The sequence below is a fragment of the Hippea jasoniae genome, assembly GCF_000744435.1.
In the GTDB taxonomy this organism is placed as follows: Bacteria; Campylobacterota_A; Desulfurellia; order Desulfurellales; family Hippeaceae; genus Hippea; species Hippea jasoniae.
The window spans coordinates 80,638-96,080 of sequence record NZ_JQLX01000014.1; the positions used below are offsets into that span (position 1 = coordinate 80,638).

15 protein-coding genes are annotated in these 15,443 nt (G+C 38.3%); 13 read left to right on the forward strand and 2 right to left on the reverse strand.

Annotated elements, in window-relative coordinates; all coding sequences use genetic code 11:
• Nucleotides 1-29: 29 nt before the first annotated feature.
• Both EK17_RS06480 and EK17_RS06485 read right to left on the reverse strand, forming a co-directional pair.
• Nucleotides 30-2,015 (reverse strand): methyl-accepting chemotaxis protein, encoded by a 1,986-nt coding sequence (locus EK17_RS06480; RefSeq protein ID WP_035588839.1) that lies wholly within the window; start codon nt 2,013-2,015, stop codon nt 30-32.
• 48 nt (nt 2,016-2,063) lie between these two features.
• On the reverse strand, nt 2,064-2,927 hold the full coding sequence (locus EK17_RS06485; RefSeq protein WP_035588840.1) for an SDH family Clp fold serine proteinase: 864 nt from the start codon (nt 2,925-2,927) through the stop codon (nt 2,064-2,066).
• Nucleotides 2,928-3,058: 131 nt separating this feature from the next.
• Here EK17_RS06485 and EK17_RS06490 point away from each other — a divergent pair, with 131 nt between their 5' ends.
• Genes EK17_RS06490 through EK17_RS06550 form a run of 13 tightly spaced genes read left to right on the forward strand, consistent with a single transcriptional unit; the run spans nt 3,059 to nt 15,393 of the window.
• On the forward strand, nt 3,059-3,490 hold the full coding sequence (locus EK17_RS06490; RefSeq protein WP_035588841.1) for a phosphate-starvation-inducible PsiE family protein: 432 nt from the start codon (nt 3,059-3,061) through the stop codon (nt 3,488-3,490).
• Nucleotides 3,491-3,501: 11 nt separating this feature from the next.
• Nucleotides 3,502-5,238, forward strand: coding sequence for a proline--tRNA ligase (locus EK17_RS06495; protein ID WP_035588843.1), 1,737 nt, complete (start codon nt 3,502-3,504; stop codon nt 5,236-5,238).
• Nucleotides 5,231-6,595: an aminopeptidase gene (locus EK17_RS06500; protein WP_035588845.1), complete on the forward strand. Its 1,365-nt coding sequence runs from the start codon at nt 5,231-5,233 to the stop codon at nt 6,593-6,595. Before EK17_RS06495 ends, EK17_RS06500 begins: the two co-directional genes overlap by 8 nt.
• A complete protein-coding gene (locus tag EK17_RS09080; protein ID WP_051904486.1) occupies nt 6,592-8,697 on the forward strand; it encodes an HD domain-containing phosphohydrolase in 2,106 nt (701 codons plus the stop codon). Before EK17_RS06500 ends, EK17_RS09080 begins: the two co-directional genes overlap by 4 nt.
• Nucleotides 8,690-10,084, forward strand: a complete 1,395-nt coding sequence (gene pepD / locus EK17_RS06510) for a beta-Ala-His dipeptidase (RefSeq protein ID WP_035588847.1) — start codon at nt 8,690-8,692, stop codon at nt 10,082-10,084. Before EK17_RS09080 ends, pepD begins: the two co-directional genes overlap by 8 nt.
• On the forward strand, nt 10,081-10,587 hold the full coding sequence (gene mobB / locus EK17_RS06515; protein ID WP_035588849.1) for a molybdopterin-guanine dinucleotide biosynthesis protein B: 507 nt from the start codon (nt 10,081-10,083) through the stop codon (nt 10,585-10,587). The genes pepD and mobB overlap by 4 nt, the downstream gene beginning before the upstream one ends.
• The gene (locus EK17_RS06520) at nt 10,574-11,620 is read left to right on the forward strand and encodes a glycosyltransferase family 4 protein (RefSeq protein WP_035588851.1); all 1,047 of its coding nucleotides are present in this window, start codon (nt 10,574-10,576) and stop codon (nt 11,618-11,620) included. The genes mobB and EK17_RS06520 overlap by 14 nt, the downstream gene beginning before the upstream one ends.
• Nucleotides 11,613-12,434: a lysophospholipid acyltransferase family protein gene (locus EK17_RS06525; RefSeq protein ID WP_035588852.1), complete on the forward strand. Its 822-nt coding sequence runs from the start codon at nt 11,613-11,615 to the stop codon at nt 12,432-12,434. The genes EK17_RS06520 and EK17_RS06525 overlap by 8 nt, the downstream gene beginning before the upstream one ends.
• Nucleotides 12,425-12,958, forward strand: a complete 534-nt coding sequence (locus tag EK17_RS06530; protein WP_035588853.1) for a D-glycero-alpha-D-manno-heptose-1,7-bisphosphate 7-phosphatase — start codon at nt 12,425-12,427, stop codon at nt 12,956-12,958. Before EK17_RS06525 ends, EK17_RS06530 begins: the two co-directional genes overlap by 10 nt.
• Nucleotides 12,928-13,527 (forward strand): thiamine phosphate synthase, encoded by a 600-nt coding sequence (gene thiE / locus EK17_RS06535; RefSeq protein ID WP_051904487.1) that lies wholly within the window; start codon nt 12,928-12,930, stop codon nt 13,525-13,527. Before EK17_RS06530 ends, thiE begins: the two co-directional genes overlap by 31 nt.
• Nucleotides 13,515-14,477 carry a GTP 3',8-cyclase MoaA gene (gene moaA, locus EK17_RS06540; RefSeq protein ID WP_035588855.1) on the forward strand — a complete coding sequence of 321 codons (963 nt, stop codon included), beginning with the start codon at nt 13,515-13,517 and terminating at the stop codon, nt 14,475-14,477. Before thiE ends, moaA begins: the two co-directional genes overlap by 13 nt.
• 1 nt (nt 14,478) lies before the next feature.
• Nucleotides 14,479-14,952, forward strand: a complete 474-nt coding sequence (gene moaC, locus EK17_RS06545) for a cyclic pyranopterin monophosphate synthase MoaC (protein WP_035588857.1) — start codon at nt 14,479-14,481, stop codon at nt 14,950-14,952.
• Between the two features lie 60 nt (nt 14,953-15,012).
• Nucleotides 15,013-15,393, forward strand: a complete 381-nt coding sequence (locus EK17_RS06550) for a DUF2914 domain-containing protein (RefSeq protein WP_035588859.1) — start codon at nt 15,013-15,015, stop codon at nt 15,391-15,393.
• Nucleotides 15,394-15,443 lie beyond the last annotated feature (50 nt).

Consider the following 15,443-nt stretch of genomic DNA (forward strand, 5'->3'; position numbering starts at 1 on the left):
AAAGAAAGAGGGGGGTTGAGCCCCTCTTGTTAAACCTTGAATTTATTTAGCATATTTTCGACCTGCAGGGCTATGTTGTTTAGCTGTTTTGCAGCGTTAGATACCTCTTCAACGGCTTTAATGTTTTCTTTTGCAGCCTGAGCGATGTCCTTAATCTGCATATCCATCTCAGAGAAGGTTGAGGAAAGCTCTTCAGTTGCTGCAGATGTGGAATTTATCTCCTCTATAACCCTGCTTGTTTTTTCAACAACCTCTTCAACATTGCGTTTGTCTTCCTCAGCCTTTCTTCCTTCCTCAAGGATCATTTCGCTTGCTTGCTTTGTTTTATCAACCGCTGTTTTTGTATCGTTTTGTATCTTTGTTATCATTGATCGAATTTCTTCTGTAGCTCTTTGTGTCTTTTCTGCCAACTTTCTTACCTCATCTGCCACAACAGCAAAGCCTCGTCCAGCCTCACCAGCTCGTGCTGCCTCAATTGCAGCATTCAGTGCAAGCAGGTTTGTTTGATCGGCTATTTCATTGATCACGCCAACAATTTGACCGATCTCTTTGGATGATTCACCCACCGTATTGATCTGCTCCATCGCCTCTTTTGCAAGCTCGGCGTTGCGCCTCATCCTCTCAAGCCTCAATTCAATATCCTCAATCATCTTCTGGTTAACCTCACCAACATCGTTGGCAAGTGAGTTGATGTTTTCTGTGGCTTGAGCTATGCCGTTTACGGCTTCTGTTGTATCGTTCATGGCGTTTGCAATCTCTTCTGTGTTTCTTGATGTTTCCTCAATCAGACGGGTAATGTTAACAGCGGAGTTTTCTAATGCTGTGGATTGAGAATTGAGCTGGGTTGTGTTGTTTTTTATCTCAAGCACGATACCCTGAATCTTTTCTATGAATTTATTAAACCATGCAGCTAACTCACCCAATTCATCGTTATTTTCTACCTTGATTCTCTTTGTCAGGTCACCCTCTCCACTTGCAAGGTCTTTTGCTTCAAAGGTTAGATCCTTTATTGTTTTTAATACATATCTGAAGGCAACAAAGATAAGCAGTAGAATTGATGCTATTCCTGCAGCAAGCAGCACTAAGTAGAGTATAAAATCTGCTAATGCTACATTGATTTCGGCTTTTATATCGTGCATGATTGATGCTTCCATAAAATCTTCTATATTTTTCAGGATGTTAATTTTCTTTGTTATGGTTTTAAACCAGTATTCGGGGTCAACACCAAAGTTGCCCTTACCGAAGTGGCTTATGGCGATCTGCCTCATTCTGTTTACTTCTTCTATACTTGGGCCTTTAAAATGCTCTTCAAAGTAATTTAAGAACTTTTTGCTGGCGGATATTTTAAATGAATGGATGTAGCTTTTCTGTTCTGCAACAAGTGTGATAAATTTCTCATACATACCTGGTCCGAAATGATTTTGAGCAAATGTATTTGAAAGCACAGCCCTTTCTATGCCTGCTCTTTCTTTTGATAAGAGAAAGTTTGTATAGGCGTTAAGCTCTTTGGCTATATTAGCATCTTTCATTGCATAGCCTATTGCACCCACAGCATCAAGCAGGTTTGAATTTATCTTTGTGTAAAAAGCCACCTCATTTTTAACATTTACCGACAGGCTATCAACACTGCTTCTCATCTGTGGAATCTGTTTTATAAGCTGCAGGGCTGTGTTAAAGTATCTTGCAAATCGTGGATTGGAATTGATGTTAACATGTTTTGCCACTGCATAGAGTTGGGCGAGTCTTTTATCTGTAAGAGTTCGCTGATTGTGCAGAATTTCACCAAATTTTTTGCCCTTTGCACCCAAAAATCCAGCTGAAGCCCCTCTTTCTTTTTGCAGCTCATGCACAAGGCTTCCAATTCTTACAGAAAGTTCAACAAGCTCATAGGAGTTTTTTAGATTTGTGTAGGTTTTTATTTTCTCCACAACCATCGACCCGGCAAAAAACAACAGAATCAGTGATACTATTGCTATTACGCCTGTGAGTTTGGTTTTGATACTTACATTACCCATACACACCTCCTTCTTTTTGAATTTAAGATTAATCTAATTTTTTAAAATTCAACCCTCTTTATGGGTTGAATTTTGAGTATTGCCGGGTCTGTTGTATGGAAGCGGTATATAGTTTACCGATTGGGTTGCAGTAGGCTGAGGATAAAGGCTCATTAAAGCATAAACCTCATCAGGTAGCTGTGTTGAGACTTTAAGACCCAATTCTTTTGCATGCTCAACGGTTATGGGAAAATCGTGCGTCCATTTGCCGCTTGAAAGCTCTGTTGCAATTCTGTCTGCATCGTTGTCGCTGTAGCCTTTCTTTATTAGAAGGCTTTTAACTGTGTTGTGCATCTGGGCAAGTGCTTTTTCGCTCATGTCGATCTTTATTAATGTTTCATCATTGATATCTTTAATCTCTTTAAGCTCTTTGATTTTTTTGATTGATGCAGCTGGCTCTCCCCCAAGTTGTGGGTCCACAGGTCCCAAAACTGCATAGCTATCCATTAAAATCTCATCGGCTGCCAGAGCTATCAAAGTGCCGCCGCTCATGGCATAATGAGGAACTATAACCCTGACTTTTGCCTTTCTGTCTGCTAAAGCGTTGGCAATTTGAGTTGCAGCTAATGCTACACCACCGGGTGTGTGAATAATCATATCGATTGGCATATCCTCTGGCGTCATTCTAATAGCCCTCAGAATTGCCTCAGAATCCTCTATATCTAAAAACTTCATTGAGAAGAAACCAAACAGCGATTTTGTCTCCTGCCTGTGAATTAATGTTATAACCCTGCTTGAGTGTTTCCTTTCAAGCTGTCTTATCAGTCTGATTCTTTGTCCCTCAAGCGATTGAGATTTAAAGTAGGGGTAGAATAGCATGATGAAGAAGATGATCCAGAAGAGTTGACCGATTAAGGTGTCAACCACATGCATGACTAAAACCTCCGTAAAAATTTTTCTAAATTATATTAAATAATTCTATTTTTATCAAGCGAACTATTTTTTCTTTTGTATATCAATAGCAATGGCTTGACCTTATTTTCCAATTTATATATCCTTGCGGTATGGTTAAAGTGTCAATTGTAAAAAAAGCCATGGATGTGATTTTGTATATCCTCTCTATTTTAATTTTGCTTGTAATCGTGCTGTATCTTTTCAGGCTTATCTTTGATCTTAAAGATATTGTTATGCAATTTCCACCGACAAGCAAAACGATGTCGAGGGCTGTTGAAGAGGTATTGAATCTGTTTGTTTTGATAGAGTTTTTCAGGGGTGCGATGTCTTACTTTGATTTTGACAGGATAAAGCTTTCCTATATTACGGATGCGGCAATTGTATTTGTGTTAAGAGAGGTTATGATTTCCACATTTTATCACCGTTTAGATTTTAAAATGGCTATAGCCTATTCAGTTGTTATGCTGTCAATAATTGCATTAAGAACATTAACGATAATTTATACGCCTGATAGAGAAAAACCAAAGAAGTTTAAAAATTAAGAGGAGGTCTGATGCGATACTCTAAAAGTTTTATCTATACATTAAAAGAAGATCAAAAGGAAGCTGCTATTGTCAGCCATAACCTGCTTTTAAGGGGTGGTTTTATTGTAAAGCTTGCAAGTGGTATTTACAACTATCTGCCCCTTGGTTTAAGGGTGCTTAAGAAGGTATCAGATATCGTTAGAGATGAGATGAATAAGGCAGGTGCTATTGAGATTTTAATGGCTGCCATTCAGCCTGCCGAGCTGTGGAAGGAATCCGGCAGATGGAACGATTACGGCAAAGAGCTTCTGCGTATAAAGGATAGAGGGGATAGGGATTTTGTTTTTGGTCCCACGCATGAGGAGGTTGTTACAGATATCGTAAGGCGTTTTGCAAAGAGTTATAAGAATTTACCCGTTAACCTTTATCAGATCCAGACAAAATTCAGGGATGAGTTAAGACCGCGGTTTGGCTTGATGAGGGGCAGGGAATTTATAATGAAAGATGCTTACAGTTTTGATAAGGATGAAGCTGGTATGGATATTAGCTATGAGAAGATGAGAAAAGCCTACAACAATATCTTTGCCCGCTGCGGTTTGAATTTTAGAAGTGTTGAGGCTGATACTGGCTCTATCGGTGGAAAGGATTCAGAGGAGTTTATGGTTTTAAGCAAAACAGGTGAGGATGAAATAGTTATCTGCGACAGTTGCAATTATGCCTCAAATGTTGAAAGGGCAGATAGTATTGTAAATGATGAAAGTGGTCAGGAGCAAGAGCTAAAGTTAATTCCAACGCCAAATAAGCAAACAATCAAGGATGTTTGTGAATTTTTAAACGCAAACCCTGAGTTTTCTGCCAAGGCTCTTGTTTATGAGAATGAAAAGGGCGAGGTGTTTTGCTTCTTTGTTGAAGGAGATGACGAGTTGAATATGGTTAAGGCGATGCGAGCCACTGATAGCATAGAGTTAAATATGGTCGATGATGAAAAACTCAAAGAGTTAGGGTTAGAAAAGGGTTATATAGGACCTGTTAATTTTCCAAATAAGAGCATGAAGATAATCTGCGATAGAAGAATCACAAAGAGAAATACGCTTGTTGTAGGGGCAAATAAAGAAAATTACCATTATATTGGTGCAAAATTTGGCAGGGATTTTGACTGTGAAGTGGCGGATTTAAGGGTTGTTAAAGAGCATGAGATCTGCCCGCGATGCAAAAAAGGGCATCTAAAAAAGGTTAGAGGTATTGAGGTAGGACATATTTTTAAGTTGGGGCAGAAGTATTCAAAAGCCATGAATGCAACCTTTTTAGATGAAAACGGTAAAAGCGTGCCTTATTTTATGGGTTGCTACGGCATAGGTATCGGCAGAACAGCCCAGGCAGCTATTGAACAATCCCACGATGAGGATGGTATAATCTGGCCTATCACTATAGCCCCCTATGAAGTGGAGATTGTTAGCCTTGATACAAGAAATAAAGAGCTTGTTGAGTTTTGCGATAGTCTGCATGAAGAGCTTGAAAAGGCGGGTATAGAGGTGCTTTATGATGATAGGGATGAGCGGGCAGGTGTAAAGCTCAACGATATGGACTTAATCGGCATACCCTTAAGGGTTATTGTGGGCAAAAAATCGTTTGATGGTGGCAATGTTGAGCTGTCTTTAAGAAGGGATAAAAAGCGCTGGGTAGTGAAAAAGCAGGATACTATAGCAGAGATTAAAAAGACATTAAAAAAACTATACGATGAGATAGAGGAGGCAAGAAATGGCTAAGTTAGAAGAGTTGAAAGAAAAACTGACATATAAAAATAAAAACGGATGGCTTAAAGGGGAGGATTATAAAAAGCAGGTTTTTGATTTTGCTGAAAACTACAAGGATTTTATAGGAAGATGTAAAACAGAAAGGGAGACAGTTAAATTCATTAAAGAGGTTTTTGAAAAAAAGAAAAGGGATGGTGATTTTTTTGTTGTAAATAGAGGAAAATCGATAGCCCTTATTAGAATAGGCAATGATGACGGGATGAAGCTTGTTGCAAGTCATATCGATACGCCAAGGATTGACCTAAAGCAGAACCCCCTATTTGAAGATACCGAGCTTGCCCTGTTTCATACGCATTACTACGGTGGAATAAAGAAGTATCAGTGGTTTAATATACCGCTTGCTATCCACGGTGTAATTGTTAAAAGTAATGGTGAGATAATCGAGGTTGTAATAGGTGAGGAGGAAAGCGATCCCGTATTTGTTCTGCCTGATCTTTTGCCCCATCTTTCGCATAAGCTTGTTGATGATAAGAAGGTGAAAGAGGCTTTTGAGGCAGAAAAGATGAAATTGATAGTGGGCTCAATCCCTATCGATGAAGAAGAAAAAGAGACCGTCAAACTCAATGTGCTTAAGATTCTCAATGAAAAGTATGGCATTATTGAGGAGGATTTTATATCGGCTGAGCTTACGCTTGTGCCGGCGTTTAAAGCTAAGGATGTAGGTTTTGATAGAAGTCTTATTGCTGCATATGGGCATGATGATAGGATTTGTGCGTTTTGCTCTTTAGAGGCGTTTTTTGATGCTAAAGAAAACTCAAAAACAGCTGTTGCATTGATGATTGACAAAGAGGAGATAGGCTCTGACGGCAACACGGCTGCAAAGTCGCGATTTTTGCTTGATGTAGTGGTTGAAATTTTAAAGAGAAAGGGTATTGAGCCGTCATTTGAAAATATTGGTGAGTTTTTAAAGAAATCGGAGGTGTTGAGTGCCGATGTAAACGGCGCTGTTAACCCGATGTTTAAAGAGGTGCATGAAAAGGATAATGCAAGCTACATAAATCACGGGGTTGTTTTAACAAAATTTACAGGCCATGGCGGAAAATATATGGCAAACGATGCACATGCAGAGTTTGTTGGCAAAATTAGAAAGATCTTCAATGATGCGGGTGTTAACTGGCAGATTGGTGAATTGGGAAAAGTGGATGAAGGTGGCGGCGGCACGATAGCAAAATACCTTGCCGCATGGAATATGGATGTGATTGATTGTGGTCCAGCTTTGATTTCTATGCATTCACCTTATGAGATAGCCTCAAAAACTGATCTGTATGAGACATACAGGGCTTATAAGGCGTTTTTTGAAAGTAGATGAAAACCGATAAACTGTTTGAGCTGATAAAAGACATACATGCGGGTGCTTTTCAGCAAAAGGGGTGGCCGTATATTTTAAAAAAGATAGAGGAGTTTTTTGGTGTAGATGTGGCTTTTTTTGGCCATTTTGAGGATGAGGAGTTTATCTGTAGCACTTCAAATGGGAATATCAGCTGTAAAGTAGACAACTGCGAGGCAAAAGTTTCAGAATATGTAATGAAAACCAGGCAGCCGGTTATTCTGGTTGATTACAAAACTTCAAAATATGCTAGCAAGTTCTGGATAGAAAAGGGGATTGAAAGCCTTGTTGCTGTACCCGTGTTTTACGATGGTGATATCTTTGGCGTGCTGCAGATTACTTCTTTTAAAAAAAGACGGTTTTCAAAAGGTGTATTGCTTAAGCTTGAATCTATCGCCTCTATTCTTTCGTTTGTGCTGTATAACCTAAAAAAACTCTCATCCAGACAGACGCTTCTTGATTTGATGATCCATGAGTTTGAATTTTTCTACTCGCAGAAACTGCCAGACTTTTTTAATGAAGATGAGCTGAAAAAATGGATTGTTGACTATCTTAAAAATATTTTGAAGATCACAAACTCACAGGCTGTGGGTTTTATATTTCCCAGGGAGGAGATATTTGTAGCTGTCGGAAAAACAGATGGTGAGGAAACCTATTATGTATATTTTTCAAAATCATCGCCGCCCAAGGATTGGATACTCTATCAGATCTGGGAAAAACAGATAAGGGATGTTGTTTTGTATAGTGAGCTTGATAAATTTTCTATCAATATATCAGAAATGGCTCAGAAGCTTGACATAAAGGAAGGGTTGTTTGTACCGGTTACCCATGAGGGTGAGATTGTTGTGGCTATGGGGTTTGGATTTGATAAAAAGATTGATATCGATAAAGATTATAAACTTGCCCTTCAAAATAGTGCCACACATCTTGCATTTATGCTTATTGCTGCAAAGAATCTCTCTATTTTGAGCAATGAGCTGATAGATGTGGAGGAGAGCTTTCTTGAGTCGTTTGTTTTGATGATGGAGGCAAGAGATAGTTATACAAAGGGGCATTCAAAGCGTGTTGCTTATTATGCCAAAAAGATTGCGCAGGCTTTAGGGCTGGATGCAAAACAGCAGGAAAAGATATATCTATCCGGTTTATTACATGATGTGGGAAAAATAGGAATCCCTGACAATATTCTGCTTAAACCGGGAAAGCTAACGCCCAATGAATACAACATAATCAAGTATCATGCTGAGTTTTCATATAAGATTATCAAAAACATCAAACGGTTTGAGGATATTGCATATTTTGTTAGATACCATCATGAGCGATGCGATGGTAGTGGCTACCCAAAGGGGCTTTTGTGTCATGATATACCAGTTGGCGCAAGGATTCTTGCCATTGCTGATGTGTTTGATGCTATAACCACCACAAGGCCATACAGAAAAAAACTATCACCCCAGAGGGCTTTGGAAGTGCTTGAGGAGATGAAAGGCCAACTTGATAGAGATATTGTTGAAAAGGCAAGTGATGTGTTAAAAGAGGGCTACAAAGAGCTACAGGATATGGAGGAAGCAAGGGCGTTTATGCCACTTACGGTAGAAAATATCAGGATGCAGATTTTTACAACAGACTACATGACAGGGCTTTTGAGAAGAAAGCAGTTTGTTGATGCTGTTAATGAGCTGATAAAGGCGCAGGAGAGGTTTTGCGTTTTTTACATAGATATAAAAAACTTAAGCTACATCAACTACAGCTATTCGATGGAGGTAGGAGATAAGATTATCCTTTATACGGCGGATATTTTGAAGAATATAAAAGAAGTGGAGTATTTAGCAAGAACAGAGCCTGATGCGTTTTATTTTGTTTATAAGGGTAAGGTGGACTACGGTCTTTATGCAACCCTTCTAAAAAGGCGAATAAAGGATTATGTGATAGATAGACTTGCAAAAGAGGAGATGATGCTTGGAAGCTTTAAAAAACTCATCGATTATTATGTAGCTTTTGCTGAGTATATTCCTGGCAAGGGTGTTGAGGATTTGATGTATGAGTGTAAAAAAAGAAAAAAGGAGATAGAGGAGCTTTTGTATGATTAATAGGGTTGTTGAGATTTTTAAGGAGATAAGCAGTATTCCGAGATGTTCGTATAATTGTGATGCTATTTCTTTATGGCTGTGTATGTGGGCAAACACCCATCACTTTAATTGCAAAAAGGATGATGCTTTCAATGTTGTTATCGATATACCAGCATCAAATGGTTATGAGAGCAAACCCGTAATAGCCCTTCAGGGACATATGGATATGGTTTGCGAAAAAACAAAAGATTCCAATCACGATTTTAAAAAAGACCCTATTGAGGTGTATGAAGAGGATGGGTGGCTTAAGGCAAAGGATACGACATTGGGTGCAGATGATGGTGTGGCTTTAGCCATCGCTCTTGCCATCGCTGAGGATAAAACAATCCCTCATCCAGCTTTGAAGCTTCTGTTTACAGCAGATGAGGAGGTGGGTCTAAAAGGTGCAATGGCTTTAAAAAAGGGATTTTTTAAGGCAGATAAACTGATAAATATCGACTCAGAGACAGAGGGGGAGTTTGTTGTTGGCTGTGCTGGTGGGGAGGATAGCGACATTGAGTTTGTTGTTCACAGACAACAACCAGAGTTGAATAATTTTGTTAGAATTGAGATTGGTGGTCTAAAGGGCGGCCATTCAGGTATGGAGATTGCAAAAAAGAGGCTTAACGCCATAAAAGTTTTAACAGATATCCTTAACTGGTTGTTTGAGAAGGCTGAGCTTGCAGATATTGGTGGTGGCAATATGAGAAATGCAATACCTTCAGAGGCATCTGCTGTTGTTGCAATAGATGGTGAGATAGACAAAAAAGAGCTGCTTGAGAGATTAAAAGAGAAGTATGCCGATTTTGAGGATATCGATTTAATGAGTATCAATATTGAAAAGGCTCAGAAAACCGATGTTGTAAACAAAGAAGATTTTATAAAATTAATTGATGTTTTAGATAGGCTACCTCATGGTGTTTATAAAATGTATAACGATGAGATAGTGCATACATCAAACAACCTTGCTGTGGTAAAGATGGATAGCGATAAAATAATAATCTCCACCAACCAGAGAAGCTTATCTGAGGATGGCCTTGATGAGATAACAGGCAGAATTAAAGAAGTAGCCGATAGATTTGGTTTATCGTTTAATACTCACAGTCGCTATCCATCATGGACGCCAAAAGAAGAATCCCCACTTTTAAATGAAGCCTGCAGGCTGTATGAGAGGATGTATTCAAAAAAACCTGTAGTTAAGGTAATTCATGCTGGACTTGAATGCGGCATAATAGGCTCAAAGGTTGAAGGCATAGATATGATTTCTCTTGGACCTGATATAGAGTTTGCTCACACACCCAAAGAAAGACTTAATTTAGCCTCACTTGAGAGGGTTTATAACTTTATCGTAGAGTTGCTAAAACAATGAGCTGCGAGGTTTTTGGCTTTGTAGGTAATTCTGGTAGTGGAAAAACAACATTGATTGAAAAGTTGATAACGATCTTTTCAAAAAAGGGTTATAGCGTTGGTGCAGTAAAGCATGATGCGCATGATTTTGAGATAGATTATCCAGGTAAGGATTCATACAGGATGAAACATGCAGGTGCTAAAAGGGTTGTGCTTTCTTCAAAGGATAAGCTGGCTTTGATTGAGGATAGGACAAAAGAAAAACCGCTAAAGGAGATTATAACCATGTTTGATGATTGCGATTTTGTGTTTGTTGAGGGATACAGGCTTGAGGATTTAAAAAAGATAGAGGTTCACAGAAGCTCAATAAGTAAGCATTACCTTGTTAATGAAGGAATAAGAAATATTGTGCTTGTTGCAACGGATGAGAAGGTTTCGCTACCCTGCAGGACTGTTAACATAAATGATGTTGAAAGAATTGCAGAGTTTATTGAAAATTACAAAAGACTGAATGGTCATACTTAATATTGAACCCGCCACGAACTTCTCAGGTGGTGTTAATCAAACGATTATTAACTCCATATATCTGAAACAGGCAGGGCATGAAGTTGTTGTTGCATGTCAAAAAGACTCACCGGTTCACAAAAGGCTAAGGGATAACGGTATAGAGTGTATTTTTATAGAGGAAAAAGAGATTTTTAAATCTGCTGCTGTAATTCGTAATTTTTTAAGCAAAAGAAAGATTGATATTGTACACACACACCACTCAAGGGGTCATAAAATCGGCTTGTGGGCAACATTTTTTAAGGATGTTAAGTTGGTTGTTCAACGCAGCGTGCTGTTTCCTACTGTCAATCTATTTAAATACCACAATCCGCGTGTGAATATGTTTATCGCAAACTCTTATGCTGTAAAAGAGGTGTTAAGAAAATATTTTGTGCCAGAAAAAAAGATAAGGGTTGTTTATAGCTGTGTGGATAACAAGCGTTTAGAGAAGTATCCTGCAGAGGATGTTAAAAAAGAGTTTGGTTTTGAAGGTGTTGTGTTTGGTGTTGTGGGTAACTATTCATCATTTAAAGGCCATGACATTGCACTTGAGGCGTTTGGTGTGCTTAAAGATAGAGCAACGCTTGTTTTTGTTGGCAAGGATACAGAAGAGCTAAGGGATAAGGCAGCTGCAATGGGTGTTTTAGATAGGGTTAAGATTCTGGGTTTTAGGGTAGATGCAACAAGGATTATGAATGGTTTTGATGTGTTGATTGTGCCATCACTGCTTGAGAGTTTTCCCAATGTTGCAGTTGAGGCGTTTTTTTTGGGTGTGCCTGTGATTGGCAACAATGTTGGTGGCATCAAAGAGCTTCTTGGAGGAGGAAGGGGAATTTTGGTAAATCCTACTTCAGAGTCACTAAAAGAGGCTATGAAAAGTTTTTTGAAAATGGATAAAGAAAAAATAAACAGCATGACCAAAAAGGCGTTTGAGTTTGCACAGAATAATTTAACACCGCAGGCAAAAATAAAAAGGCTTATTGAGGTTTATCAAGAGGTTTTGAATGATTGAGGTTGTATATAGATTTTTGAAGATTTTGCCTTTTGGGCTTTTGAAGATAATTATGAGGTTTTTTGCTGTTTTGTTTTATGTGGCACTTAAAAAAAGGCGAAAAATTACGCAAAAGAATATAAAGCTTGCCATAGGCGGCAGCTATAAAGCCATGGCATTAAAGAGCTATTTTTATTTTGCCGATATGCTTGCAACAAACATTAAATACCTTGGTAATATGGATTATATTAAAAAGCATGCCGCAGTGAGGGGGCTTGAGTATTTTAAAAAAGCCAAAGCTTCAGGAAATGGTGTGATTGTTGCAACAGCTCATTTTTCAAACTGGGAGATGTTAGCATGCCTGAGTTTTTTTCTTGGTGAAGGTATATATGTGATGGCTCGTCCCATCGATGTAGAAAGTGTGGAAAAACTGATAAAACGCATCAGGGAATCCTGTGGCAATAAGGTTTTATCATCGCGAATAAGTGCTTTTGAGTTTATAAAACTTTTAAAAAACAACGCCGTGCTGGGTATTTTGATCGATCAGGCAGGCGGCGATGGCTCCTTTAGAGTTGATTTTTTTAATAGAAAAGCTAAAGTAAGTGAAAGCGTTGGAGTATTTGCATGCAGGTTGAATGTGGCAGTTGTGCCAGCTTATTTAGAAGAAGAAAATGGTAGATTTACATTGGTGTTTGAAGAGCCTATCGTCTGTGATAAAACAAAGCCCAGGGATGAGGCAATCTATGATGTTATGCAAAGACTTTATAATAGATTTGAATCATGGATAAGATGCAAACCATACAAATACTTCTGGATGCACAACAGATGGAAGTAAAGGCTGTGTTTTTAGACAGAGATGGAACGATAATTGAGGATGTAAATTATTTAAGCAGGCTTGAGGATGTAAAACTTATAAAAGGCACGAATGAGGCGATTGAGCTTTTAAAAAACAACGGTTATAAGGTAATCGTTGTCTCCAATCAATCAGGAGTTGGCAGGGGATATTTTACAGAATCGTTTGTGAGAAAAACGCATGAATATATCAACACTCTATTAAACAATAAAATCGATGCATTCTACTTCTGCCCCCATAAGCCTGAGGATAACTGCAGCTGCAGAAAACCAAAGACAGGTATGATCGATGAGGCTGTTAAGCATTTCAATATAGATAAAGAAAATTCTTTTGTAATTGGCGATAAGGAAAGCGATGTTGAACTTGGTATAAATGCAGGCATTACACCTATTTTGGTATTAAGCGGGTATGGCAGGCAGTACAAAGACTCAACAAAAGCAGAATTGATTTTTGAAAATCTTTATGAGGCTGCAAAATGGATTTGCCAGAAGGATTCTACGGCATAATTGACTATAGATTTGGTTGCATAGAATCGGCAAAAAAGCTTATAGATTTTGGAGTGAAAATTATTCAATATCGCTGCAAGAATAAAACAGATAGAGAACTATTAAAGGAGGCTAAAATAATTAGAGAGCTTACCCATAAAAATGGTGTTATGCTTATTGTTGACGATAGGGTTGATATAGCTTTGATTGTTGGTGCAGATGGCGTGCATGTTGGCGATAAAGATATTCCGCCCTGTGAAATTAGAAAGATTGTGCCTGAAGGCTTTATTATCGGATATTCTACCCATTCTGTTGAGGATGTTAAGAATGCAAAATGTTGCGATTATATCGGGGTTGGGCCTGTTTTTGAGACAACCACAAAGGATAAACCACACCCTGCAATAGGTATCAAAACAGCAGAAGAGATGGTTAAAATTAGCAAATACCCTGCATATTTAATCGGTGGCATTGCCCTTGAAAATATTCATCTAATTAAAGGTATCGGGGCAAGGGGCTTTGTAAGTGTAAGGGAAGTGCTCAAAAATGATTTTGAACATTTTAAGGAGATGTTAAGGATATGGCACTCATAGATAGATTTGGAAGATTGATCAACTATTTAAGAATCTCTGTGACCGATAGATGTAACTTTAGATGTATATACTGCATGCCAAAAGAGGGTATTGCATGGAAACCTATGGAGGAGATTTTGACATATGAACAGATCAGGGATTTTGTAGATGTTGCAGCCAAACTTGGTATAGAAAAGATCAAGTTAACAGGCGGTGAGCCTCTTGTAAGAAGGGGACTTGATAGACTTGTTGAGATGTTGAGTCAGATTAAAGGAATCAAGGAGATCTCTTTAACAACAAACGGTAGCTTGCTAAAAAACTACGCAAAAAACCTAAAAAAAGCAGGACTGAGCAGAATTACTGTTAGCCTTGATACATTAAAGAAGGATAAATTCAGGCTTATCAGCAGATTGGGCAATCTTGATGATGTGTTTGAGGGGTTTGATGCTTTGTTTGATGCGGGTTTTGAAAATTCAAAAATCAATACCGTTGTTATGAAGGGTATAAATGACGATGAGGTTATTGAGCTTGTTGAGTTTGCTATATCAAGGGGTGTTGATATAAGGTTTATTGAGTTTATGCCAACAGATACTGTAAAAAACTGGCAGAGCTATTTTGTGTCAATAAACGATGTGAAGCGTATGATTGCAGAGCGTTTTTTGCTTAAACCATCTCAAAAAAGCTCAAACGGACCTGCTGTTTATTTCGATGTTGAAAATATATCTGTAGGTTTTATTACGCCACTTTCTAAGAATTTCTGTAGCCAGTGCAATAGAGTTAGGCTCTCAAGCGATGGTTATATCATACCCTGCCTTGGACATAGCGATAAAATCGATGTAAAGAGTTATTTGAGGAAGGGCGATTTAGAGGGCGTTATGAAAGCTATAATTGAGGCTATAGAAATTAAACCAAAGGAACATGCACTATTAAAAGAGCCGATTCATTCAAGCATGTCAAGTGTGGGAGGTTGAGGTGGATTTCAGTCATTTCAATGAGCAGAAGCGGGCAAAGATGGTGGATGTAAGCAAAAAAGAACCAACATTGCGTATCGCAAGGGCATATGGAGAGGTTAAACTTTCAGAGAAGGCGTATATAGCTGTAAAAGAAGGTAGAGTTAAAAAGGGCGATGTATTGGCTGTTGCCCAAGTAGGTGGTATTATGGGTGCAAAACAGACTCCCTATCTTATACCTATGTGCCATCCGTTAAATATTGAGGGTGTTGATATAAATTTTGAGATGGATGATGAAAATAATACGATTAAAATCTTCTCAGAGGTGAAGATTACACATAAAACGGGTGTTGAAATGGAGGCATTGACTGCCGTATCTATTGCGGCATTAACAATTTATGATATGTGTAAGGCGATTGATAGGGCAATAGAGATAAAGCAGATCAAGCTTATCTACAAAGAAGGTGGAAAAAGCGGTATATTCAAAGCCCAATAATTAAAGTATAGACAAACCTTTCCAAATTTTATAAGTTAAAACATAAAAAGGAGGTGAAAGATGAAAAGAATTATTACTGTTCTATTTTTACTGCTGGCTATTTTATATGGATTGAATAGCTTTGCTATAGATGTTGAAAATATTGTGTGTGGAAGCGGTGTAAAAAACAGACAGATTATAAATCCATCGGATGAGTTTAAGGTTGGTGGTAAAGTCTGGTGTTTAAGCATAATTACACATATCAAAAAGCCCACCTTTATTATTCATCGATGGGTTTTTGAGGGAAGACATTTCGATGTAAAACTAAAGGTTTTACCCTATAGAAGATTTAGAACATGGTCTTACAAAACCATATATCCATCGATGAAAGGCGTATGGAAGTTAGAGATTCTGGATAGCAATAAAAATTTGTTGAAAGAAAAAATATTTGTAGTGAGGTAGGGTATGTTTTTACTGGGAAGAAAAAAGGAAGAGCAGACTACCTTGCAGTC